Here is a 21,975-nt window from a genome sequence, read left to right on the forward strand (position 1 = left end):
AGGGACCGGCGGCGGCCGGAGGACCCGGAGGCGGGTCAGCTCCCCGGCGTCCGCTCCGGGGCGGACGCGCCCTCGGCCCGCGCCAGTTGCGGGTTTCGGCCCAGGTTGCGGGTCAGGATGCTGCGCTGCACCGCGTCGAGCTGGCCGACCATGGTGGTCTCGCTGATCCCGGCGAGACTGACCAGGTCGTGCGCGGTGAACCAGCTGGTCTCCGGCAGCGCCCGCAGCAGCGCCCCCACCCGCATTCCGGCCGCGCTCGGGTCGCCCTCCCTGGCCGCGAGCAGCACCCGGACCAGCGCCGGCAGCCCCTCGGTGGACACGGCCGCGAGCATGAGCTCCGCCTCGTGCGGATCCGTCTCCGGGACCGCGTTCCCACCCGCCGGCCGGGCCGAAGCCTCCAGTCGGGGATCACCTGCGGCCTCGGCCTGATGTGCGCTCCTGCGCCACGTCATCATGGGCCTCCTCGTCCACGAGGGGGGCCGCACGGTCGAGGCGGACCGTCCGCGCCCCTACGTACCACAACACTACCCCCGCATGAATATTGCCGTATGCAATACTTTTTGGATGAGCAAGACGGCGCGGCAGTCCCCCACGGCGGCGGGCCCCGCGCCCGACGACGTCACGGCCTTCCAGACCGCGGCGCGCGACCTGGTCGGGGTCGCCCTGCGGAGCCTGGACGCGCTCGACGGGCAGGTCTCGCTGCCCCAGTTCCGGCTGCTGCTGGCGGTGAACGACCTCGGCCGGGCTCCCTCGTCCCAGGTCGCCCACGCGCTCGGGCTCGGCGCCTCCTCGGTGACCCGGCTCGCCGACCGGCTGCACGCCTCCGGCCACCTCGTCCGCGGCACCGACGCCGGTCACCGCAGCGTGGTGACCCTGGAACTCTCCGCGCGCGGCCGGGAACTGGTGGCCCAGGTGCTGGCCTGGCGGCGGCAGGAGCTGGAGCGGATCCTGGACCGGCTGGAGCCGGAGCAGCGTGCCGCCACCGCTGCCGGGCTGCGGGCCTTCCACCAGGTGATCGGCGACGACTACACCCAGGACCTGCACGGCCCGATGCCCCTGTGACGCCCGCGGCGGCGTGCCGGTGACCGGACGGCCCCGACAACGCACCGGACCTGACGCTCCGGGCGGGGCGTCAGGTCCGGTACGAGTCTCAACGTTCGCGCAGATCAAGCGAGTTGTGAATGGCGTCGCCGATCAGGTTGAACGCGACCACGGTCACGATCAGGATGATCGCGGGCGGGTACACCAGCCACCAGTAGCCGTCGAACAGGTAGTTGAGGCCGTCCGACAGCATCGTGCCCCAGTCCGCGTGCGGTGGCGGCAGGCCCAGGCCGAGGAAGCTCAGCGTCGACAGCGCCAGGATGGCGTCGGCGATGGTGAAGGTGGCGCTGACGATGATCACACCGATGGCGTTCGGCAGCAGGTGGCGGAGCACCACCCGGCTCCGTTTGGCGCCCATCATCGTGGCCGCGACCACGAAGTCCCGGGTACGCAGGGACAGCACCTCGGCCCGGACCAGCCGGGCCACCCCGAGCCAGGACAGCAGCGACAGCAGGATGATGATCAGCCACAGGCTCGGGGGGAACAGGTTCACCAGGATCAGCAGCAGCACCAGCCCCGGCACCGCCAGCAGGGTGTCGATGACCCGCATCATCAGGGCGTCCACGACCCCGCCGACGAGCCCGGCGAACGCCCCGTACAGCGCGCCCAGGACGGTCGTGGCGACCGCCACCGCGAGCCCGAGCTCCAGCGAGGACCGGCCGCCCTCCATCAGCCGCCCGAGCACGTCGTAGCCGGAGGCGTCGGTGCCGAGCGGATGGCTGCCGCTGGGCGGCAGTTCGGCCAGGTCGAGCCTGACGGTGACCTGGTTGGTGCGGTAGAACAACGGTCCGAGGAAGCAGAACAGGGCGATCAGCGCGACCGTGGTCAGCCCGGCCAGGGCCGACCGGTTCAGGCCGAGCAGCGTCCGCAGCGCGCCTCGCCGGGCGGGCGCGGCGGGGACCGCGCCGCCCTCGGCCGGCGCCTCGGGCCCGGGCTCGGGGGCGTCGGCGGCGTCGATCCCGGTCTCAGAAAGCGACATAGCGGATCCGTGGGTCGAGGAGGCTGTAGAGGATGTCGGCGACCAGGTTCCCGGCGACCGTGGCGACGCCCACCACCAGCGTGGACGCCAGCAGGATCGGGTAGTCGTGGCTGGTGGCGGCCTGGAAGAAGAGCAGCCCCATGCCCGGGTAGTTGAACACCTCTTCGGCGATCACCGCTCCGGCCACGATCCCCGGGGCGGACAGCCCGAGGACGGTGATGATCGGCAGCATCGAGTTCCGCAGCACGTGCCGCAGCAGCACCAGCCGCTCCGGCAGTCCCTTGGCCCGGACCACCCGGATGTAGTCCTGGGCCAGCGCGTCGATCGCCGAGGACCGCATGTACCGGCTGTAGCCGGAGACGCTGATCAGGGTCAGCGTGACCACCGGCAGCACCAGCGCCCTCGGGTCGCCCAGGATCCCGCTGACCGACCCGGCCTGCGGCGCCTCCGGCGGCAGCAGGTGCAGCTGCACGCAGAAGACGGCGATCAGCAGCAGCGCGAAGAAGAAGTCCGGGATCGAGTAGAGGATGAAGGCCACCGCCGTGAGCAGGTTGTCGGTGACGCTGTCGCGCCGCACCGCCTGGTAGATGCCCAGCGGCAGGGCCAGCGCCAGGGCCAGCACGGTGGAGATCCCGAGCAGTACCGCGTCGCGCGGGAGCCGCTGCGCGATCAGCGTCGACACCGGCTGCTGCAACGAGTACGAGATGCCGAAGTTGCCCTCGGCCACCTGCTGCAGATACCTGCCGAACTGCTGGTACAGCGGCTCGTTGAGGCCGTTGACCTGGTTGAAGACGGCGATCCGGCCAGGGGTCGCCTTCAGTCCGAGGGTGGCCCGGGCCGCGCTGCCGGGTTCCAGGTGCAGCATCAGGAAGGTCAGCAGCATCACCCCGAACACCACCATCGCGGCCTGGCCCAGGCGGCGCAGCAGGTAGGTGCTCACGACGCCCCCGCCGGGTCGTGGGCGGGGGTCCGGCCCGGGGCTCTCATGAGGTGTAGTACCAGAGCTCGGGGTTCAGGCCGCCGGAGAAGGGGTTCAGCGGCGTGATCCCCTGGATGTTCTTCCGGTAGACCAGGATCTGGTCCTGGTTCGGCAGCCACAGCCAGGGCAACTGGGTTGCCGCGTAGTCCTCGTAGGTGAAGAACACCGAGGTCTGCGAGCCGTACTCGGTGGCGTCGATCAGCTGGTCCAGCTTCGGGTCGGAGAAGCCGCCGATGTTGCTGGAGCCGCCGGTGTTGAACAGGCTGTCCCCGACCGGGTAGAGGCTGTACGGGTCGTACCCGTAGTCCATCAGCTGCCAGCCGCAGCTGGAGGCCGGGTGCGCGGTGGCGGTGCACGGGGTGGCCTCGCCGGTCAGCGTGTTGAACGGCTCCGACTTCAGGTTGATGGTGATGCCCGCCTGGGCCTCGGAGGACTGGATGGCGGCGCTCTGCTCGTCGTTGGTCGCGATGCCGGAGGTGTAGTCGAGCTGGAAGGTCAGCGACTCACCGGCGGTGATCCCGGCCCCGCAGTCGGCGGGCCCGGTGCCCGGGCTCTGGCAGGTCGAGCTGCCGCCGGGCACCACCTTCCAGCCGTGCGCCCGCAGCAGCGCGACGGCCTTGGTCGGTGAGTACGGGTAGGGCCCGCCGGACTTCTCCAGCGGCGAGGCCCACGGCCCGGACGCCCGCACCGGCACCGGCCCGTCGCCCGCCTCCGCGTAACCGGAGTAGACCTTGGAGACGATCTGCGGCCGGTTGATCAGGTACTCCATCGCCTGCCGGACGTAGAGCTGCTGGAGTTCCGGGCCGACCTTGGCGTTGTAGAGGTTCGGGATGATCTCGGCCACTCCGGGGATCGGCACGTCGGCGATCGCGTAGCCGCTCGCCTCCAGCGCGCTGACCTGTTTCACGTCGTTCAGCGGCAACGAGCCGACATCCACCGAGCTGCCGGACCGCAGCGCGTTCAACTCCGCCGTGTCGGTGGTGAACGGGCTGTCCACGACCTTGGCCACGATCGGCTTGTCGGGGCCGGAGTAGGCGGTGTTCGGGACGTAGCTGTAGCCGCCGTCGCCGCTGTCGAACGACGCCAGCGTCCACGGGCCGTCGACCACCCGCCACAGCGGGTTGCTGCCGAAGGTGGCCATGTCGCCGCCCTGCTTCTGTAGGAAGGCGTACACGGCCTTGGCGCCCGCCGGGGTCTCGTCGGCGTTGCCGACCGGGCCGTTCACCGAGGTCTTGTCCCAGGCGTGCTGCGGCACCAGCGGGATGGTGCTGAGTACGTCCTCGGTGTAGAAGCTCGGGTTGTAGGACTTGGTCAGGTCGAGCACCACCGTGTGGGCGTCGGGGGTGGTCACCTTGGCCACGTCGTCGGGGAACAGTCCGGCGGTGTAGCCGGACCAGTTCGAGGCGTTGGCCTTCAGCAGGTTGTAGACGAAGCTGAAGTCCCGGCTGGTGACCGGCTGGCCGTCGGACCAGTTCCAGTGCTTCAGGTCGAGGGTGACCTGCTTGTCACCGTCCCCGTAGGTGATCGAACTGGTCAGCCCCTCCTGCGGATTGACCGTGGACTGGGCGCCGTCACCGGCGTACACCAGCGTCGGCCACAGCGGGCTGGTGAGGTTCACGTTCCAGCCGTCGGTGTTGGTCGCCGGGGCGAACGGGAAGACGAAGTTCGGTGTGGCCGCCACCTCGGCGACGGTGACCGTGCCGCCCCGCTTCACCGGACCGGCGGCGGAGGATGAGTTGCCGTTGCCAATGGTGCCGCTGGAGCCGCCGCTGCCGCCGCTGCCGCCGCTACACGCGGTCGCAGCCATCGCCAGCGTCAGAGCAACCGAGGTGACCGCCAGTCGACGGTGGATGCGCATGAGCGGTCCCGCCTTCCAAAGCCCGAGGTGAGGCCGGGTCGTGAGGGGCACGTACCCCCGTCCCGACCCGGTTGTCAGGGGCACAACACCATGGATGCCCCACTGGTACGCCTGTGAATCCCGGTATGTGGACAACTTTCTGTGACCAGCCCAGCCGCCCCGATCCGCCCACCGGTCCGCCCACCGGTCCGCCCACCGGTCCGCCCTCCGGTCCGATGGCGACGCCGCCCGGCAGCTGGCATAACAGGACCCATGAACGACTCCCCGCACACCGGACCCCGCACCGGACCCCGCACCACGCCCCTCGGCGAACCCCTCGGCGAACCCCTCAGCGAGGCCGAGGTCGACGCCTACCTGCACCGGCTCGACGCGCGGCGCCCGGCCGGGCCCGACCGGGCCGCCCTGCGCGAGCTGCACCAACGCCACCTGCGCCACGTGCCGTTCGAGAACCTGAGCGTCCACCTCGGCGAGGAGATCAGGCTCGACCCGTCCGCCCTGGTCGACAAGCTGACCCGGGCCCGGCGCGGCGGTTTCTGCTACGAGTTGAACGGCGCCTTCGGCGCGCTGCTCACCACCCTGGGCTACCCGGTCACCCTGCTCGCCGCCCGGGTCCACGGGGAGCACGGCTACGGCCCGCTCTTCGACCACCTGGCGCTGCGCGTCGACACCCCGGAACCCTGGCTGGTGGACGTCGGCTTCGGCCGCCACTCCGAGTTCCCGCTGCGCCTGGACGAGCGCGGCGACCAGCCGGATCCGGGCGGGGTGTTCCGCGTCGAGCAGACCCCGGACGGCGACCTCGACGTGCTGCGCGACGGCGTGCCACAGTACCGGATCGAGACGCGCCCCCGGGCGCTGGCGGACTTCGAGATCGCCTGCTGGTGGCAGCGCACCTCGCCCAAGTCCCACTTCACCCAGTCCCTGGTCTGCTCACTGCTCACCGACACCGGCCGGATCACCCTGAGCGACCACACACTGGTAACCACCGGCGCCGAGGGCCGCCGACAGACCGAACTCCCGGACGAGGCCCTGCTGGACGCCTACCGCGACCTCTTCGGGATCACCCTCGCGCACCCGCCGACGCTGCGCCCGGCGCTCCCCTGGGGTTCCCCGGAGCAGGGCCTTCCCGCTGATCAACTCGGTTAGTATCGGGGCCAGTTCACGCACACACACCGACCTGGGGGATGACGTGGCAGAGACATCGGAGAGCTCGTTGCTGTCGCAGGTCGAGGGCGGGCCGGGGGCGGAACCGGGTCGCGGCTTCGACCCGGACACCGCGAGCCCGGCCCGGATATACGACTTCTACCTGGGCGGCAAGGACAACTACGCCTCGGACCGCGCGGTCGCCGAGCAGATGATCGCGGCCCATCCGGTGGCGGTGGCCGGGGCCAAGGGGAACCGGCGGTTCCTGATCCGTGCGGTGGAGACCCTGGCCCGGGCCGGGGTCCGGCAGTTCATCGACATCGGCGCGGGCATCCCGACCTCGCCGAACACCCACGAGGTGGCCAAGCGCCTCCAGCCGGACGCCAAGGTGGTCTACGTCGACAACGACCCGGTGGTGCTGGCGCACACCCGGGCCCTGCGCGACGCCCCCGGCGTCCTGGCGGTGGAGGGGGACCTCCGGCACCCGGACGCGATCCTGGACGACGCGGCGCTGAACCAGCACATCGACTTCACCCAGCCGGTGGGGCTGCTGCTGGTCGCGGTGCTGCACTTCATCCGGCACGAGGAGCAGCCTGAGCGGCTGGTGGAGCGCCTGGTCCGGCGGCTGGCCCCGGGCAGCCACCTGGTGGTCTCCACCGCCTCCTCCGAGGGACACAGCCCGCAGGACGTGGCCCGCTTCGAGGCGACCTACCAGAAGTCCAGTTCCCCGCTGGTGCTGCACTCCCGCGCGGAGGTGGACGTCTGGATGGACGGCTTCGAGGTGCTGGACCCGGGCGTGGCCTCGGTCTTCAAGTGGCGCGCCGACGAGGAGATCCCCGGCAACCTGAGCTTCCTCGGCGCCGTCGGCCGCCTGCCCACCCGCTGACCCACCCGCCGACCCGCCCGGCTGGGCTACTTGCTGTCGATGCCCCAGCCGCCGTCACCGACGGCGGCGTCATCGTTGAGGGCGGTCCACTCCGCGCCGCCGAGCTTGAGGGCGTCGCGGAGGTAGCCGGAGACCGCGGCGGCGACGAGGGCGACGCGGGCCGGGTCCTCGTCGGTGGTCTCGGCGACCTTCTCACCGGCGAGACCACCGAGGGTGTGCTCGCCCTCGGCGATGGTGAGCAGGCTCTTCGGGGACGGGCTGAGATGGTAGGCGTCGGTGAACCAGTCCGGTCCCCGGGTGGACATCCGGGACTGGTCCTTGCCGCCCGCGATGATCAGGGCCGGGCTGGTCATGGTGGAGTAGTCCGGCCTCATGAACGGAAGGTGCTCCTCCGCGAACGGGGTGAGCGTGTCGCCGGTACCGGTCGCCGCGATCAGCGCACCGGCCGTGACCGAGGGGTGGGAGAAGTCCTCTCCGGGCACGCCGTCGGCGTCGAACACCCGCGCACCGAGCAGCGCGCCCGCCGTCTGGGCGCCCCAGGAGTGGCCGACGACGGCGACCCGCCCTCGGTCGACCCGGGCGTCCAGACCGGCGGCCCGGACCAGGATCGAGTCGAGGTGGTCGAGGATCGCGTGGAGGTCGGCGATCCGAACGCGCCAGATACCGGCGAAGCGCGGGTCGTCGAACCCGATGCCGAGCCGGCGGGAGTCCAGGTGCGTGGGCTGCACCACGACGAATCCCGCCGCGGCCCACCGGTCGACGAGCGGCTCGTAGCCGTCCAGTGACCACGCGTTGCCGTGGGAGAACACGATGACCGGCAGGTTCTCGCCCGACATCGGGGCGGTGACCTTCACCTGCAGGTCGGTGCCGCGGTCGGGGGCGGGGACGACGATCGGCTTGACCGCGACGACCTGTCGGCCGGAATCACTACGAGACATGGGGGGGACCTGCGCTTTCTTGGGACGTGCTCTGCCATACTCTTACGGAACGTCGTTCCGCCAACTTAGCGGAACATTGTTCCGCGAACAAGGGGAGGACGTTGTGTCGGACGTGGCCGGAGTACGTCAGGCGCGCGCGCAGCACACCCGCGACGGCGTGCTGGCAGCGGCAGCGGCGGTCTTCGTGGACCAGGGCGTACAGGCCCCCATCCGCGACATCGCCGCGCGCGCGGGTGTCGGCCTCGGAACGATCTACCGGCATTTCCCGACCCGGGCGGACCTGGTCACCGCCGTCTACCGGCACCAGATCGACGGCTGCGCCGCGCTGGCGCCGAAACTTCTCGAAGAGTGCGCCTCCCCGTTCGCCGCGCTGACGCGCTGGGTGGACGCGTTCGTGGAGTTCCTGGTGACCAAGCACGGCCTCGGCGCCGCCCTGGGGTCCGAGGACCCGGGACTGGAGAACCTGCACGCGCTCATGCTCGACACCCTGGTGCCCGCCTGCGCGACCCTGCTCGACGCCGGAACCGCCGCGGGCGAGCTCAGCCCGGGGATCACCGCCTACACGCTGATGCGCGCCATCGGAAACCTGTGCATCCTCGGCCCCGGCTACGACCGGGCCGACGCCAAGCACATGGTCGCCCTCCTCCTCACCGGCTGCCGCCCACCCGCCTAGCGACCCCGCCGCGCGACCCCGCCCGCCCCGGCGGCCGGGGCGGGCGGACCGTCCACCGCTCGTCCGGGAACGCCGGCGGACGACGTCCCACGGCAAGGTGGAGCAAGACGGTTCCCAGTTGGCGACGGCCCGGAAAACGAGAACGTCCCCCACTCGCGTTTCCGCAGGTGGGGGACGTCCGCTATCCGCTGTGGCGGGTGAAGGGTTCGAACCTTCGTAGGCTATGCCGACAGATTTACAGTCTGCTCCCTTTGGCCGCTCGGGCAACCCGCCAGGGATTTCGTCTCGCGGTCTCCCGCTCGACGTCGTAAACAATACCCGATCGTGGGGGGTGCTCTGCCACTCGATTGATCAGGCGTGGCGAGCGGCGAACCGGAGGACCGGGGGACGGCACGGGCGGGCCGTGATGGCTAGGCTGGAGCGGCGGCGGCTCCCGCTGGGGAGTCCGGCGTCTTCCGTGTCGTAGCACCGTCAAGGAGATTCACTGATCATGGCCGACTCCAGTTTCGACATCGTCTCGAAGGTCGAGCGGCAGGAGGTCGACAACGCGCTCAACCAGGCCGCCCGCGAGCTGACCACCCGCTTCGACTTCAAGAACGTCGGTGCCTCCATCGAGTGGTCCGGCGAGAAGATCGAGATGAAGGCCAACTCGGAGGAGCGCGTCAAGGCGATCCTCGACGTCTTTGAGACCAAGCTGGTCAAGCGGGGCATCTCGCTCAAGGCTCTGGACGCGGGCGAGCCGCAGCTCTCCGGCAAGGAGTACAAGATCTTCGCGACGATCGAGGAGGGCATCTCCCAGGAGAACGCCAAGAAGGTCGCCAAGATCATCCGCGACGAGGGCCCCAAGGGCGTGAAAGCCCAGGTCCAGGGCGACGAGCTGCGGGTCAGCTCGAAGAGCCGGGACGACCTCCAGGCCGTCCAGGCCCTGGTCAAGGGCAAGGACCTCGACTTCGCCGTGCAGTTCGTCAACTACCGCTAAAGCAGGGCCCTGACCTGCATGTTTGCAGTCCCTAGGCGGCGAGAGGGCACATCGGGGGCACAGCGCCGAGCGCAGACTCGATCGCCGCCCTCGTTGTGTCCTCCTCGTCCGGCCAGAGGTGTGTGTAGGTATCGAGCGTGATCGACGGCTTCGCGTGGCCGAGGCGCTTCTGCACGGTCTTGACGCTCTCCCGGTGCTTGATGAGCACGGAGGCGTAGAAGTGGCGCAGATCGCGCATCGACGAGCCGTCGGGAACGGTCAGCAGGATCGGCTCGTCGCCCTCCGGCCGGCCGCGCCGCTCCCAGCGCTGGAGTGCCTCGGCGTGCTGCTTGGCCAGCGCCTTGCCCGCGACGACCTCAAGGTTCTCCCACACCTTCGACCAGGCCGCCCGGCGTATGGCTTCGCGGCGCTTGCTGGTGAACACCAACTGGGCACTGCGCCACTTCACCCTGTTGGGATCGGTGCGATCCTCCATCTGGACGCCCGCGACCGGGTAGGCCAGCAGGTGGGCGGCGAGCGCGTCCATCGCGGACCTGGCGACCGGGACCGTCCGGTAGCTCTGATGCGTCTTCGGCGGTCCGATGTAGGGCTCTCCCCGGTCCGGGCTGACCACCTGCTGCTGGACTCGGACCGTGCCGTTCCTGAAGTCGATGTGGCCGACCTCCAGTCCGAATATCTCGCCCTGACGGAGCCCGGAGGCGGCAGCCAGCAAAAGCATCGCCCGGTACCAGCCGGGGGCTCCGCCCACGAGCGCCGCCACGACGCCGACGGCGAGCGGCGACACCTCCTTACGGCGGGGCGTCGGCAGCTTGACGCGATCTGGCGGTCCAGCTCCGCCACCCGGAAGGTCGCCGTGATGTAGGTCCAGACAACCCGCAGGGTGGACACCTCCAGGTGCTGCCGCCGGTCCTTGACCCACGCCTGCAGGTCTGAGGTCTTAAGACTTGCGATCGGACGGTCCCCCCGAGCACTGGGTAGATATGGAGCCGCAGCGCGCGGTCGACCCGCTCCTTCGTGCTGTCGCTGTGCACGGCACAGGCACGCCAGCGCTCGGCTACCTCCCGGAAGATCTCCTTCGCGTCCACCGGGTCGACGTAGGCCCCGGCGTTGATGCTGCTCTGCAGTTCTGCCGCCCGCCTGTCGGCGTCGGTCTTGCGCTCGAAGTTCTCCTTGCGCTGTTCACCGGCGGGATCGCGGTAGCGGACCTGCCAGCGCTTGCCCTTGCCGTGGTCAGCTGTGGCGACCTTGCCCTTGTGCTCCGGGCACTGCGCGTCGTCAGCGGTCGGCCGGGTCTTGTGCCAGCGGTCGTAGATGCTCGCCAAGCAGCCGCCTAGCCCCCGACCTCTCCCTACCCAAGCTCCTCACCCGCCTCAAGGGCGCCGAACACAACCTGAAACCCCGTCAACCCGCTCTGACCAGCTGATCAGCACCTCCCGCACAGCGGGGGAACCTCATTCCGGCCCCAGCCAGCGACGCGGCCGTACGGGACCTCTACGCCGCCGCCGACGCCACCATCGTGTCGCGGCACCGAGGAGGCCGCAAGGAGTCCGGTCTGGTCACAGACGCGCTCCGCTTCGGAATACCACTCGTCTGTTCCGACCACCACCACGACCTGACCCGCCAGCTCACCGGCAGGCCCTGGGCCGCCTTGTTCCCCAGCGGGGACGCCACCCAGCTCGCCGACATCCTCGACCGCCTCGCCGACCAGCGCCTGCCCGCCCCTGACCCGGACGCCAGCGCCGCGCTCGACGTACCCACCCCGCAGGACCAGGTCGTCTTCCTGGTCAACCACCAGCAGGGAGAGCCGCGATGACGCCCCAGCCAGCACCCGCGATGGTCGCAGTGATAGGCCCCGTGCCGCCCGAACTCCTCACCGCCTGGATCACCTACTACCAGCACCTCGGCATCAGCCGCTTCCACCTCGCCTTCCACTTCCCCGACCACGTCGGCGTCCTCGCCCGAGAGCGCCTGCTCCAGACCTGCCGCCAGCACGGCATCACCCCGGGCGAGATCAGCACCGGCCCCTGGCACGAGAACACCAACACCCTCCTCCGCGACCGGCAGCGCGAGGCGGCTGGCCCCGGTTGGCACCTGATCGCCGACTCGGACGAGTTCCACGTCTACCCGGCTCCGCTGGACCGAGCCCTGGCCCAGGCTGAGAGCTCCGGCACCGGAACCGTCGGCGGCCTCCTTCTCGACCGGATCACCGCCAACGGGGCACTGACCGCCTGCGACTGGCGGAAGGGGTTGGACGCCAGCTACCCGCTCGGCGGATTCCTCACCCACCATCTCCTGTGCGGCGACCCCCGCAAGATCGTCCTCGCCCACTCCAGCGTCGCTGTGGCCTCCGGCAACCACCGGGCACCCGACCACCGGCCCGCAAACCAGCCGCCGGTCGCCGTGCACCACTTCAAGTGGCGCGCAGGCGTCACCAGTGACCTCGAACGACGGGTCAGCAACTTCACCGACGGCACCTGGCGCTCCGCTTCACCGGCCGTGGCCGCCGAACCCCGCCGCCTGCTCGACCACCTGGAGCGGCACGACGGAACGATCGCCCTGGACCAGGCCCTGATGCCGTTTCGCAGCGTCTCCCTGAAGCAACTGCCGGACTGGTGGGCCACCGAGGCGACTCGACTGGTGGCCGCCTGGCGTCCGCCGAGGCATCAGAAGGAGCCCGGTGCCACGATCTCCTCGCCCTCGCCATGAGGCGGATCGAAGCGTGCGAAGAAGTCGTCCAGCGCCTCCGGCGTGACCCGCAACGCGTTTGCGTCTCCGCGACGGTTGCGCTCTTCCAATCGCCGCAGCAACTCATCGCGCTCCACCGGGAAGTACAGCAGCCGCCACCGGCCACCTGCCGCCTCGACCAGTTCCTTCATCGCCTCGCGGTCTTTACGTGGCCACAGGCCGTGGTCCCACACCACATCCCGGCCAGCGGCCACCAGAGCAGCGAGTTCCCGATGCAGCTCAGCGACAGCCGGAGCCTCCTTCTCGAAGTAGGTGTGCTCGGGATAGTCCACGCCGTATCGACCGTGCCGCGCGAAGACCAGCTCATCCACCGCCAGCCGGACCGCCCCTGCGGGCACCAGCCGCCGCTCGGCGTAGGTGGTCTTACCCGAACCCGTCAGCCCCACCAGCAGGTACACCACTGGCACCGCCGGGGTCTCCTTCTCCGCCACCGTCGACTCCCCTCGTTCCTCCTGCACCCGACAGCCTGCCACCGTGCAGCCGCTCAGGAGCGGGAAATCAGCCGCCTCGCCCCTCGCCCGTGCACTCCGCGCCTACGTCCGTCATGCCCCCGGCACCGCCCGGAAGGCCCTGCTTCTTGACCACTACCTCGACCACAGGCTGCGACCCCGCCCGATCATGGCACTACGCGCCTACATCGCGGCGACCGCGTCCTCATGGCAAGCGGCGAAATCATCCAGCGCTTCCAGTATCTCTTCGGCGAATGGGAACCTCAGCTCAGCGCCTTCCTCCGCAGCCGCCTACAGCCAGGCGCAACCTTCGACGTGGGCGCCCACCGTGGCGCGTTCAGCCTCCTCGCCTCCCACCTGGGCAGGCCGTAGGGATGTGCGGTCGCCCTCAAACCCACCTCTGACAACTACGACGCGTTGGTGGCAGCTGATCCTAGGAAGCGAGCGCGGCAACCAGCAGGTCGCACGCCTGCTCGTCGAAGGCCACGAGTCTGATCTCTTCGACGCCGGTCGGCGAAGATCGGAGGGTGACTACCGCGATCTGCGCCGCCTCCTCGGCCGGGAAGCCGTAGACACCGGTGGCGATCGCCGGAAATGCCACGCTCTTGTCGCCCAGTGCATCCGCGACCTCAAGGCAGCGGCGGTAGCAGGAGGCAAGCACTTCGGCCTCTCCGTAGTCGCCGCCTTCCCAGAGTGGACCAACAGTGTGAATCACGTGCTTGACCGGCGGATTGAGGTCGAAGGCCAGCGTCGCCATAGCGTCGCCCGGCTCGCAGGGACCAATCGCGGCACCCGCATCCGCCAGGCGTCGACCCGCCGCGCGGTGAATCGCGCCATCCACGCCACCCCCACCCATCAGCGACTCATTCGCCGCAGTCACGATGGCGTCCACGTGCTGGAGCGTTATGTCACCCTGAACTACCTCGATCACAGCCATGCTCTGAGGATGCCACCAGCTCCAAACGACAACACGGCAACGCAGAAACTCACATCGGCGGCCAGGGAGAGCAGGTGCCTGCCTGCGGCGACATCTGCCATCCGCCGTCAGAGTTCGTCTCCGACACTGCCGTCCGCATGGCGGCGGCTGAAGTGCACGCGCCGCCTACCCGACTTCTTCCGCTTCTCGGCCTCGTGCTGCGGGACCAGCCGCGCCCAAGCCTCGGTCTGCTGCGTTACGTGGACCTGTAGCCAGTCGGTGAACCGGGGGAAGCTCAAGGTGGGCGTATCGCCAGGACCGACGCTCTCATAGTACGACCACACCTCGGGATCGGGCCCAGTGCCACGCAGAAAATCGAACTGGTAACCCTGGTGCATGAGGATGACCCGGTCCGACTCGGCAAGATCGAAGGGGACGGCGTTCTCCGCCAGCAGATCTCGCGCCGCCTCACCCAAGCCGATGATCTCCGGATAGAAGACATCACTGCCCTGCATGAAGTGCCCGGCACCGCCGCCGATCAGCTTCAGGAAACAGCGGTAGGCAGCCCCAAGGGGCGCGGACTGGTCGCATTCAATCCTGTGAATCTCATCGTCGGACAGCCCGCGAACCTGGTCCGCCACGGCCGTAGTGCCGTCGGCAACTGCTGCGCTCAGAGTGCGGACACGGTCCTCTGGTGAGACCCCGCTCCACTGTCCTCCATCGGAATCCTGCGCCTTCCTCACGCCCGTCATGCCGCCCCCCGATCCTGATCCAACTGCTGCGGCTGACCCCACGGGAGCCTACGCGTTCCTATCCACCCCTGAAATGGGCTCTCTACTCGTGGATGCATCCGCAGGGCACATTGAGGGCACAGGAAGGCGAGAAAGGGCGCTGACCATTGAAAACTCGTGAGGGTAGTTTTCCCAGGCCAGAGCCCTACCAGCCGCATTCGAGCAGGTCAGAGCCTTGCGATTTCAGTTCGTCAACTACCGCTGAAGCACAGCTCCCACCTGCGGAAACGTTGGTGCATTCGGGCCGGAGGGCACGGCGGGTACGGGGGGTGCGGCGCTGGAGGCAGCGCCGGTCTCCGTCCGCGCGGTGTCCTCCGCGTCCGGCTACGGGCCGGGCCGCCTCAGGACTCCGGCCAGGAGAGCAACTCGCAGGTTTCGAGCGCCCGGTGGACCGCGTCGGCGGTGCCGGAGCCGAGTGCCTCGGTGATGGCCAGGAAGTCGCGCAGCGGTGCCGCCACGGTGGCGAGGGCCACCGCACGCTGCTCCGCGGAGAAGAACGCGGCGGCTGCCCGCAGGATGTCCAGTCCCTGGGCCGTGCGGCCGGTCAGCAGGAAGGTGTCGCCGAGGTCGAAGAGCGCCCACGGGTCGCTGGGATGGTTCGACACCTCGAACCGGGCCAGGTGTTCGAGGTCGTGGATCCTGGCCACGACCGGGCTCACGTCCTCCCCGCGCAGGCCACCGAGCAGCAGTTCCACCCGTGCCCTGTTCATCAGCGGGTAGATCTTGTTCGGCGTGAGCTCGCTCGCCCTGCTGTAGCAGACCAGTGACCTCTCCAGCAGGACGGTGTCCGGAGCTTCGTCCGCGCTCTTCCGCGCCTGCCGTCGGAGCAGGCCGCCCTGTGTGGCCCAGGTCTCGGCGTCCCTCCCGTCCAGGGCCAGGGCGCGGTCGAAGGCGTCCACTGCCTCGCGCTCGGGGCTGCCGCTCTGGCTCAGCGCGACCCCGATCTGCCGCCAGCCGACCGCCAGGTCCGGTTTGATCTCCACGCTGCGGCGCAGCATCGCCGCGGCCTCCGGGTACTGGCCCTCGCGGCGCAGCAGCTCGCCGAGCTGGAAGTAGGCCTGCCAGCTGGCCGGATTGCGGTCCACGGCCCGCCGCAGCAGCATGCCGCGCCGGATCGGGTCCTCGGTCCGCAGTGCCGCCTCGACCAGGTCCAGCGCCTGCTGCTCGCGGAGACCTTCGAGCTCCCGGCGCAGCGCCTCGTGCTCGTGCCGGGGGACCAGGAGCGCCGGGGCCCCCTCGCGGACCGGGCTGTCCCCGTGCTCGGGGTTCCGGAGCCCGTGGACGGCCGCGTCCGTGATCCGGGTGACGGCATCGTCCAGGGCGTCCGGCATGGGGCCGTAGACGATCACCCGATTGGTCGCCACGTTGAATTTGACCTCGTCGAGCCGCTGGCAGATCGGGATCGTCACACCGTCGCTCATGGCCCAGCGGACCCCCAGCTCCAGGTAGACGTTGGGGTTCGCGCCGGTGAGATCCGCGATGTAGACGTCGGCCGCCGTCGCCTCCGCGAACATGGACCGGTGGATGGCGCCGGTCGCTGACTTCTCCTTCTCGACGACGAGTTCGACGGCGCAGGCCATCTCCTCCCCGATCCTCCTGGCGGCCGGTTCGAGGACCCTCTTGCGGATCGCCGGGATGTCGGACCACCCCGCGAGCGGTCCCATCGCGCTCCCCGGCATGGCCACGAAGACCCGCAGCGCCTTGCCCCGGGCCGGGCGCTGCCCGACCGGCTCCCCGACCAGCTCCACGACCGGCTCGGCCACCCGCTCCACGGGTTGGCCGCCCTGCTCCGCCACCGGGTCCGCGGGCTGCGGCTGCCTGGTCCGCGACTGGAGCAATTGCAGTTCCTCCCAGCGGTCCTGCCATTCACGGAGCCGCGGATCGGCGCGCACGGACGCCCTGCCGCCGGGCGGCCGCCCCAGCAGCAACAGCGTCTCGATCAGGGCCATGAGGAATTCCAGCCTCGGCAGCCGCTTGCCGTTGAGGGCTTCGCTGAGGGCCGCTGTCGACAGCGGCCGGTCCTGCGGCGCGTTGCGTCTGATCTCGTCGAGGGGTGGTTTGCCCTGGGATATCCGGAGGGCGCGCAAATCCTCAGCGAATGACCGCAGTCCCTCGGTGTAGCGGGGATCCAGCTGCACGACCGCCTCCTCTCACCAGCCAACACGCCCATGGTAGAGAGATTCTGACGAAGACTCACGAACACCGCCGAAACTGCCCGACCGAGGGGGGAATTACGGGCCGGTACGGAGAAGGACGACTTCGTGCGGGTCCTTTCGTGGCGGCCGCTCCGGTGCCCGGCAGGCGTTGTGCTGGTTCCATGGCAGACAACGAGAACGACCTCATCCCCGCACCGCCCGCGCCGCCCGTACCGCCGCTCACCCGTGCGGACCGGTTCCTTGACCTGATCGCGCTGCTGTCGCTGCTGACCGTCGTCACCGGCGTCTTCATGGCCGCCGGGCCGGAGGTGTTCGCCGCCGTGACCGGCGTGAGCGGAGGGCTCTTCGCCACCTGGCGCGGTCGGCGTGGCAGCGAATGACGTGCCGTCCGCTCGCCCGGGCGACCGGGCGAGCGGACGGTGGCGGCGCGGCCCTCGGGCCGGTCGACCGCGTCTAAGCTCTGGGGAGCCGCCGTCCATGCCGACCGAGGGAATCTTGATGAAGCTGCGCTGCGCCGTACTCGACGACTACCAGGGCGTCGCGCAGGCGACCGGCGACTGGTCCCGGCTGGCCGGGTCGGTGGCGGTGACCTCGCTGCGGGAGCACCTGGGCGACCAGAACGAGCTGGTCGCGGCCATCGGCGACTGCGAGATCGTGGTCGCGATGCGCGAGCGCACCCCCTTCACCGCCGAGTTGTTCGCCCGGCTGCCCCGGCTGCGGCTGCTGATCACCTCGGGCATGCGCAACGCCTCGATCGACCTCGCCGCGGCCGCCGAGCACGGCGTCACCGTGTGCGGGACGGCCAGCGCCTCCGAGCCGCCGATCGAGCTGACCTGGGCGCTGATCCTGGGCCTGACCAAGCACCTGCTGCCGGAGAGCACCGCGCTGCGGACCGGCGGCCCCTGGCAGAGCACGATCGGCACCGACCTGCACGGCGCTCGCTTGGGCCTGCTCGGACTCGGCAAGATCGGTGGCGCGGTGGCCCGGATCGGCCGGGCCTTCGGCATGGAGGTCGCCGCCTGGAGCCAGAACCTGACCGCCGAGCGCGCCGCCGCCCAGGGCGTCCGGCTGGCGCCGAGCAAGGAGCAGCTGCTCGCGGAGAGCGACGTGGTCTCGGTGCACCTGGTGCTGAGCGAGCGGACGCGCGGACTGATCGGTGCCGCCGAGCTGAAGCAGATGCGGCCCTCGGCGTACCTGGTGAACACCTCCCGCGCCGCCATCGTCGACCAGGCGGCGCTGGCCTCGGCGCTGCGCGAGGGCTGGATCGCCGGCGCCGGGGTGGACGTGTTCGCGACCGAGCCGCTGCCCGCCGACGACGAGTTCCGCTCGCTGCCGAACCTGCTGGCCACCCCGCACATCGGCTACGTGACCGAGCGCAACTACCGGATCTACTTCGAGCAGGCGGTGGAGGACATCGAGGCCTTCATCGCGGGTGCGCCGCTGCGGCAGCTCGGCTGAGCGAGCTGAGCGGGCTCAGCGGATGGCGAAGGGCTGGTCGGTGGGGACGACCTCGCGGCCCAGCGGCATCAGCGAGATCGGGATCAGCTTCAGGTTCGCCCAGGCGAAGGGGATCCCGACGATGGTCACCGCCAGCGCGATGCTGGTAGCCAGGTGCCCCAGGGCGAGCCACCAGCCCGCGAAGACCAGCCAGATGACGTTCCCGACGCAGGACGGCGCCCCGACGTCGGGCCGCTCCCTGGTGGTGCGCCCGAAGGGCCACAGCACGTATCCGGCAATCCGGAACGAGGCGATGCTGAACGGGATGGTGACGATGAAGATGAAGCAGATGATCCCAGCGACCACATAGCCCAGTGCCATCCAGATCCCACAGAGGATCAGCCAGATGACATTGAGAACGAAGTTGACCACACTCACCTTCGACCGCCTCCTGTACGCCGCGGGCTGCTCCTCGTCGGCACCGCGGGTGTCCCGGATGCGTTCGAGGCCCTACCGAGAGTGTGCCACCGGCTGCGGCGGCCGTCGGCCCGGGCGAGTCCGGTGCGCGCCGCCCCCGACCGTGGTCTGCCCAGGTTCCGCCGCTTCATACCCCGGGCCCGGGGCGCCGCCCCCGGACGGCGGAGTCCGGCGGGCCCGGCACGCCCCGGAGCGGGAGGCTGGACCGGACGGGGGAATCCCCCGCCGCCGGTCCGCCCGCACGACCGCCGTCCTTTCGCCCACCCGCTCGTCCGTTCGTCCGTTCGTCCGATGGGAGCCCATGCCGTCGTCCCCGAGCCGGGCCGGCCGCCCCGGCCGCTGGTCGCGGATCCTGCTGCCGGTGGCGATCTGCCTGCTGCTGGTGGGGTACTTCACGCTGCCGCTGGACGAGTTCGGCCCGGAGCGGCCGGTGCTCAGCTGGACCACCATGGTGGTCGCCCTGGTGGTGCTCTCGCTGCTGCTGGTCCGGGAGATCCAACGGCTGCTGGTGAACGCCCGCCACGGCCGCCCGGCCTTCGGCATCCTGGTGCTGGTCTGCCTGTCGCTGGTGATCTTCGCCAGCTCCTACTACGCCCTGGCGCGGCACCACGGCGAGTTCAACGGGCTGCACACGCGGTTGGACGCGCTGTACTTCACGGTGATCACGGTGTCCACGGTCGGCTTCGGCGACATCGCCCCGGCCGGGCAGGCGGCCCGGGCCGTGGTGATCGTCCAGATCGGCTACAACTTCGTCTTCCTGGCGGCGGCCGCCTCCGCGCTCAGCGCGCAGCTCCGCGGCCGGGCGGTCGAGCGGGCGCACTCCCCGCGGCCGCGGCGGCGGCGGAAGTCCGGGAACCCGGATGAGCCCGGGGAAGCCCGGACAAGGACGGGGAAGCCCGGCCAGGGCCGCTAGGACCGCTCTCGGGGCATCCGGTAGTCGGCCATCTGTTCCAGCCGGGCGATCCGCTCGGCCATCGGCGGGTGGGTGGAGAACAGCCGGGCTCCGGCCTCGCCCTGGCGGAACGGGTTGGCGATCATCATGTGGCTCGCCGTCTGCAGCTGCGGCTCCGGCGGCAGCGGCAGCCGCCTGATGCCGCTGTCGAGCTTGCGCAGGGCGCCGGCGAGGGCCAGCGGGTCACCGGTCAGCCGGGCGGCGGAGGCGTCGGCCGCGTACTCGCGGGAGCGGCCGACGGCCAGCTGGATCATGGTCGCGGCGAGCGGCCCGAGCAGCATCAGCAGCAGCAGGCCGACCAGGCCGGGGCCGTCGTCGTCGTCACTGCGGCCGAACGGGATCAGCCAGGCGAAATTGGCCAGGAACATCACCACCGAGGCCAGTGAACCGGCCACCGAGGAGATCAGGATGTCGCGGTTGTAGACGTGCGAGAGCTCGTGCGCGAGGACGCCGCGCAGCTCCCGCTCGTCCAGGATGCCGAGGATGCCCTGGGTGCAGCAGACCGCGGCGTTGCGCGGATTGCGGCCGGTGGCGAAGGCGTTCGGGGCCGAGGTCGGCGAGATGTAGAGCCGGGGCATGGGCTGCCGGGCGGAGCTGGAGAGCTCGCGGACGATCCGGTACAGCCACGGGGCCTCGAACTCGCTCACCGGCCGCGCCCGCATCGCCCGCAGCGCCAGCTTGTCGCTGTTCCAGTAGGCGAAGCCGTTGGTCGCCAGGGCCACCCCGACCGCCAGCAGCAGCCCCAGGCGACCCCAGACCCCGCCGATCACGACGATCAGCACGGAGAAGCAGCCGAGAAGCGCGGCAGTCTGCAGACCGTTGTGCCGGCGGTGCACGGGACGACCCTCCAGAGCGAACGCTGGGGGTGACGACCACCACCCACTCGCTGGGTCCAACGGCCGGGGCCGACCTCCTGGTTCCCTCGGCCGACGTCCGACGGGCGCCGCAGCCGCAGGTCAGCCGAACAGGGAACCGGTAGTGACCTGGAGCACAAGCTGCGGCGCGACCGAGAGCACCACCCCGACGGCGGCGGCCAGGCCCAGGCCGACGGCCAGCGGCACCGGCAGCGGCCGGGCGGACCGCGGCCGCGCCGAGCCCGCGCCGCCGCCCTCGGCGGTCGCCCCGGCGGCGGGCTGGAACAGCTTCGCGGTCCACATCAGGTAGTAGTAGAGGGCGATCACCACGTTCACGGCCATCACCACGGCCAGCCAGCCCAGGCCGGAGCCGACGGCGGCGCGGAAGACCACGACCTTGCCGAAGAGACCGACCACCCCCGGCGGCAGCCCGGCCAGGCAGAGCAGGAAGAAGGCCAGCGCCAGGGCCGTGGCCGGACGCTCGGCGAACAGGCCCCGGTAGTCGTCGACCCGCCCGGCCACCAGCGCCACCACCGCGAACGCGCCGAGGTTGACCACCCCGTAGATCAGCGCGTACGCCACGGTCGCGCCCAGCGGGTCGTGGCTGCCCGGCCGGTAGCCCGCCGCCGCGATCGGCACCAGCAGGTACCCGGCCTGCGCGATCGAGGACCAGGCCAGCAGCCGGACCGCGCTGTGCGGCGCGTCGGAGCGCTGCCGCAGCGCCGCCGCGTTGCCCACGGTCATGGTGAGCGCGGCGACCACGGCCAGGCCCAGCCCCCAGATTCGCCCGTACGAGTGAAATCCGATGACCGCGATCAGGGCCAGGCCGGAGATCCCGGCGGCCTTGCCGACCACCGACAGGTACGCGGCCACCGGTACCGGCGCGCCCGCGTAGGTGTCCGGCAGCCAGAAGTGGAAGGGCACGGCGGCGGTCTTGAAGGCGAAGCCGACCAGCGTCAGCAGCGCGCCCACCAGCGCCAGCGTCTTCAGCTGCGCCGGGACGTGCGGCAGCGCGGCGGCGATCCGGTTCAGGTACATGCTGCCGGTGGCCGCGTAGACGAAGCCGACACCGAGCAGGGTCACCGAGGTGGCCGCGACCGAGGACAGGAAGAACTTCAGCGCGGCCTCGCCGCCGCGCCCGTCGCGGCGCAGCCCGACCAGTGCGAACGCGGGCAGCGAGGTCACCTCCAGCGCCACCACCAGGGTCGCCAGGTCGCGGGCGGCAGGCAGCAGCGCCGCCCCGGCGGCGGAGCTGAGCAGCAGGAACCAGTACTCGCCGCCGGGCAGCCGCTGCTCGCGGACGGTGTGCATGGACAGCAGGCACACCAGCAGCGCGCCGCCCAGGACCAGCAGCTGGAAGCAGAGCGCGAAATGGTCGGCGACGTAGGAGCAGGCCCCGTTGTCAGTGGTGCCCGCTACGGTCTTGAGGCAGAAGGCGACGTGGGTGCCGGCGCGCAGCGGCAGCAGCGCGAGCAGCGCCACGGCCAGGCCGGCCACGGCGGCCCAGCCCAGCAGCGGCTTGCGCGGGGCGGGCAGGAAGAGGTCCGCGAGCAGCACGCCGAGACCGACGGCGGCGGTGATCAGCGGCGGGGCGATCGCGCTCCAGTCGACGGACTGGATGAGCGAGCCGGCGGCGGCGACAGCGAGTGGGGTCATGGCCATGGC

General features: G+C 70.6%; 24 protein-coding genes and 1 tRNA gene. 10 read left to right on the forward strand and 15 right to left on the reverse strand.

Features of this window, described 5'->3' with window-relative positions; all coding sequences use genetic code 11:
• Nucleotides 1-35: 35 nt before the first annotated feature.
• Nucleotides 36-452, reverse strand: a complete 417-nt coding sequence (locus tag GXP74_RS35415) for a hypothetical protein (RefSeq protein ID WP_182455318.1) — start codon at nt 450-452, stop codon at nt 36-38.
• A 112-nt stretch (nt 453-564) separates the two neighbouring features.
• Between GXP74_RS35415 and GXP74_RS35420 the strand changes: the two genes are divergently transcribed.
• Entirely contained in the window at nt 565-1,062 is a 498-nt protein-coding gene (locus GXP74_RS35420) for a MarR family winged helix-turn-helix transcriptional regulator (RefSeq protein WP_182455319.1), read from the forward strand.
• A gap of 88 nt (nt 1,063-1,150) precedes the next feature.
• Here the strand turns inward: GXP74_RS35420 and GXP74_RS35425 are convergent, their stop codons facing one another.
• The 3 genes from GXP74_RS35425 to GXP74_RS35435 are packed head-to-tail and all read right to left on the reverse strand — an operon-like array spanning nt 1,151 to nt 4,917.
• The gene (locus tag GXP74_RS35425) at nt 1,151-2,080 is read right to left on the reverse strand and encodes an ABC transporter permease (protein WP_182455320.1); all 930 of its coding nucleotides are present in this window, start codon (nt 2,078-2,080) and stop codon (nt 1,151-1,153) included.
• Nucleotides 2,067-3,020 carry an ABC transporter permease gene (locus GXP74_RS35430; RefSeq protein ID WP_182455321.1) on the reverse strand — a complete coding sequence of 318 codons (954 nt, stop codon included), beginning with the start codon at nt 3,018-3,020 and terminating at the stop codon, nt 2,067-2,069. Before GXP74_RS35430 ends, GXP74_RS35425 begins: the two co-directional genes overlap by 14 nt.
• A gap of 43 nt (nt 3,021-3,063) precedes the next feature.
• Nucleotides 3,064-4,917, reverse strand: a complete 1,854-nt coding sequence (locus GXP74_RS35435) for an ABC transporter substrate-binding protein (protein WP_182455322.1) — start codon at nt 4,915-4,917, stop codon at nt 3,064-3,066.
• 252 nt (nt 4,918-5,169) lie between these two features.
• Between GXP74_RS35435 and GXP74_RS35440 the strand changes: the two genes are divergently transcribed.
• Together GXP74_RS35440 and GXP74_RS35445 are read left to right on the forward strand one after the other, a co-directional pair.
• A complete protein-coding gene (locus tag GXP74_RS35440; RefSeq protein ID WP_182455323.1) occupies nt 5,170-6,060 on the forward strand; it encodes an arylamine N-acetyltransferase in 891 nt (296 codons plus the stop codon).
• Between the two features lie 43 nt (nt 6,061-6,103).
• On the forward strand, nt 6,104-6,943 hold the full coding sequence (locus tag GXP74_RS35445; RefSeq protein ID WP_225448411.1) for an SAM-dependent methyltransferase: 840 nt from the start codon (nt 6,104-6,106) through the stop codon (nt 6,941-6,943).
• A gap of 26 nt (nt 6,944-6,969) precedes the next feature.
• Here the strand turns inward: GXP74_RS35445 and GXP74_RS35450 are convergent, their stop codons facing one another.
• Nucleotides 6,970-7,881, reverse strand: a complete 912-nt coding sequence (locus GXP74_RS35450; protein WP_182455324.1) for a chlorophyllase — start codon at nt 7,879-7,881, stop codon at nt 6,970-6,972.
• A 103-nt stretch (nt 7,882-7,984) separates the two neighbouring features.
• On the opposite strand from GXP74_RS35450, the gene GXP74_RS35455 reads away from it, so the two are divergent.
• Nucleotides 7,985-8,554, forward strand: a complete 570-nt coding sequence (locus tag GXP74_RS35455; protein WP_182455325.1) for a TetR/AcrR family transcriptional regulator — start codon at nt 7,985-7,987, stop codon at nt 8,552-8,554.
• Nucleotides 8,555-8,745: 191 nt separating this feature from the next.
• Here the strand turns inward: GXP74_RS35455 and GXP74_RS35460 are convergent.
• Nucleotides 8,746-8,827 (reverse strand) — tRNA-Tyr (locus GXP74_RS35460).
• 217 nt (nt 8,828-9,044) lie between these two features.
• Between GXP74_RS35460 and GXP74_RS35465 the strand changes: the two genes are divergently transcribed.
• Complete coding sequence (locus GXP74_RS35465) at nt 9,045-9,533, forward strand: YajQ family cyclic di-GMP-binding protein (RefSeq protein ID WP_182455326.1); 489 nt, start codon at nt 9,045-9,047, stop codon at nt 9,531-9,533.
• A gap of 31 nt (nt 9,534-9,564) precedes the next feature.
• Here GXP74_RS35465 and GXP74_RS41225 read toward each other — a convergent pair whose 3' ends face one another.
• Nucleotides 9,565-10,317: a site-specific integrase gene (locus tag GXP74_RS41225; protein WP_225448412.1), complete on the reverse strand. Its 753-nt coding sequence runs from the start codon at nt 10,315-10,317 to the stop codon at nt 9,565-9,567.
• 4 nt (nt 10,318-10,321) lie between these two features.
• The gene (locus GXP74_RS41230; RefSeq protein WP_225448413.1) at nt 10,322-10,855 is read right to left on the reverse strand and encodes a hypothetical protein; all 534 of its coding nucleotides are present in this window, start codon (nt 10,853-10,855) and stop codon (nt 10,322-10,324) included.
• A 194-nt stretch (nt 10,856-11,049) separates the two neighbouring features.
• On the opposite strand from GXP74_RS41230, the gene GXP74_RS35475 reads away from it, so the two are divergent.
• Both GXP74_RS35475 and GXP74_RS35480 read left to right on the forward strand, forming a co-directional pair.
• Entirely contained in the window at nt 11,050-11,346 is a 297-nt protein-coding gene (locus GXP74_RS35475) for a hypothetical protein (RefSeq protein WP_182455327.1), read from the forward strand.
• A complete protein-coding gene (locus tag GXP74_RS35480; protein WP_182455328.1) occupies nt 11,343-12,239 on the forward strand; it encodes a hypothetical protein in 897 nt (298 codons plus the stop codon). Before GXP74_RS35475 ends, GXP74_RS35480 begins: the two co-directional genes overlap by 4 nt.
• Here the strand turns inward: GXP74_RS35480 and GXP74_RS35485 are convergent.
• From GXP74_RS35485 to GXP74_RS35500, 4 genes are all read right to left on the reverse strand, one after another.
• A complete protein-coding gene (locus tag GXP74_RS35485) occupies nt 12,197-12,709 on the reverse strand; it encodes an ATP-binding protein (RefSeq protein ID WP_225448414.1) in 513 nt (170 codons plus the stop codon). The genes GXP74_RS35480 and GXP74_RS35485 overlap by 43 nt on opposite strands.
• Nucleotides 12,710-13,160: 451 nt before the next feature.
• Nucleotides 13,161-13,664, reverse strand: coding sequence for a macro domain-containing protein (locus GXP74_RS35490; RefSeq protein ID WP_182455329.1), 504 nt, complete (start codon nt 13,662-13,664; stop codon nt 13,161-13,163).
• Nucleotides 13,665-13,771: 107 nt separating this feature from the next.
• Complete coding sequence (locus tag GXP74_RS35495; RefSeq protein ID WP_225448415.1) at nt 13,772-14,284, reverse strand: SMI1/KNR4 family protein; 513 nt, start codon at nt 14,282-14,284, stop codon at nt 13,772-13,774.
• A gap of 491 nt (nt 14,285-14,775) precedes the next feature.
• Nucleotides 14,776-16,572, reverse strand: a complete 1,797-nt coding sequence (locus GXP74_RS35500) for a tetratricopeptide repeat protein (protein ID WP_182455331.1) — start codon at nt 16,570-16,572, stop codon at nt 14,776-14,778.
• A gap of 179 nt (nt 16,573-16,751) precedes the next feature.
• Here GXP74_RS35500 and GXP74_RS35505 point away from each other — a divergent pair, with 179 nt between their 5' ends.
• Together GXP74_RS35505 and GXP74_RS35510 are read left to right on the forward strand one after the other, a co-directional pair.
• On the forward strand, nt 16,752-16,970 hold the full coding sequence (locus GXP74_RS35505; protein WP_182455332.1) for a hypothetical protein: 219 nt from the start codon (nt 16,752-16,754) through the stop codon (nt 16,968-16,970).
• 118 nt (nt 16,971-17,088) lie between these two features.
• Nucleotides 17,089-18,048 carry a D-2-hydroxyacid dehydrogenase family protein gene (locus tag GXP74_RS35510; RefSeq protein WP_182456861.1) on the forward strand — a complete coding sequence of 320 codons (960 nt, stop codon included), beginning with the start codon at nt 17,089-17,091 and terminating at the stop codon, nt 18,046-18,048.
• A gap of 15 nt (nt 18,049-18,063) precedes the next feature.
• On the opposite strand, the gene GXP74_RS35515 is transcribed toward GXP74_RS35510, so the two are convergent.
• On the reverse strand, nt 18,064-18,465 hold the full coding sequence (locus GXP74_RS35515) for a YccF domain-containing protein (protein WP_182455333.1): 402 nt from the start codon (nt 18,463-18,465) through the stop codon (nt 18,064-18,066).
• A 340-nt stretch (nt 18,466-18,805) separates the two neighbouring features.
• Between GXP74_RS35515 and GXP74_RS35520 the strand changes: the two genes are divergently transcribed.
• Complete coding sequence (locus GXP74_RS35520; RefSeq protein WP_225448416.1) at nt 18,806-19,417, forward strand: potassium channel family protein; 612 nt, start codon at nt 18,806-18,808, stop codon at nt 19,415-19,417.
• Here the strand turns inward: GXP74_RS35520 and htpX are convergent.
• Together htpX and GXP74_RS35530 are read right to left on the reverse strand one after the other, a co-directional pair.
• Entirely contained in the window at nt 19,414-20,292 is an 879-nt protein-coding gene (gene htpX / locus GXP74_RS35525; RefSeq protein ID WP_182455334.1) for a zinc metalloprotease HtpX, read from the reverse strand. The genes GXP74_RS35520 and htpX overlap by 4 nt on opposite strands.
• A gap of 120 nt (nt 20,293-20,412) precedes the next feature.
• Nucleotides 20,413-21,966 carry an NADH-quinone oxidoreductase subunit N gene (locus tag GXP74_RS35530; protein WP_182455335.1) on the reverse strand — a complete coding sequence of 518 codons (1,554 nt, stop codon included), beginning with the start codon at nt 21,964-21,966 and terminating at the stop codon, nt 20,413-20,415.
• Between the last annotated feature and the right edge of the window lie 9 nt (nt 21,967-21,975).

The organism is Streptacidiphilus sp. P02-A3a, assembly GCF_014084105.1.
Classification (GTDB): domain Bacteria; phylum Actinomycetota; class Actinomycetes; order Streptomycetales; family Streptomycetaceae; genus Streptacidiphilus.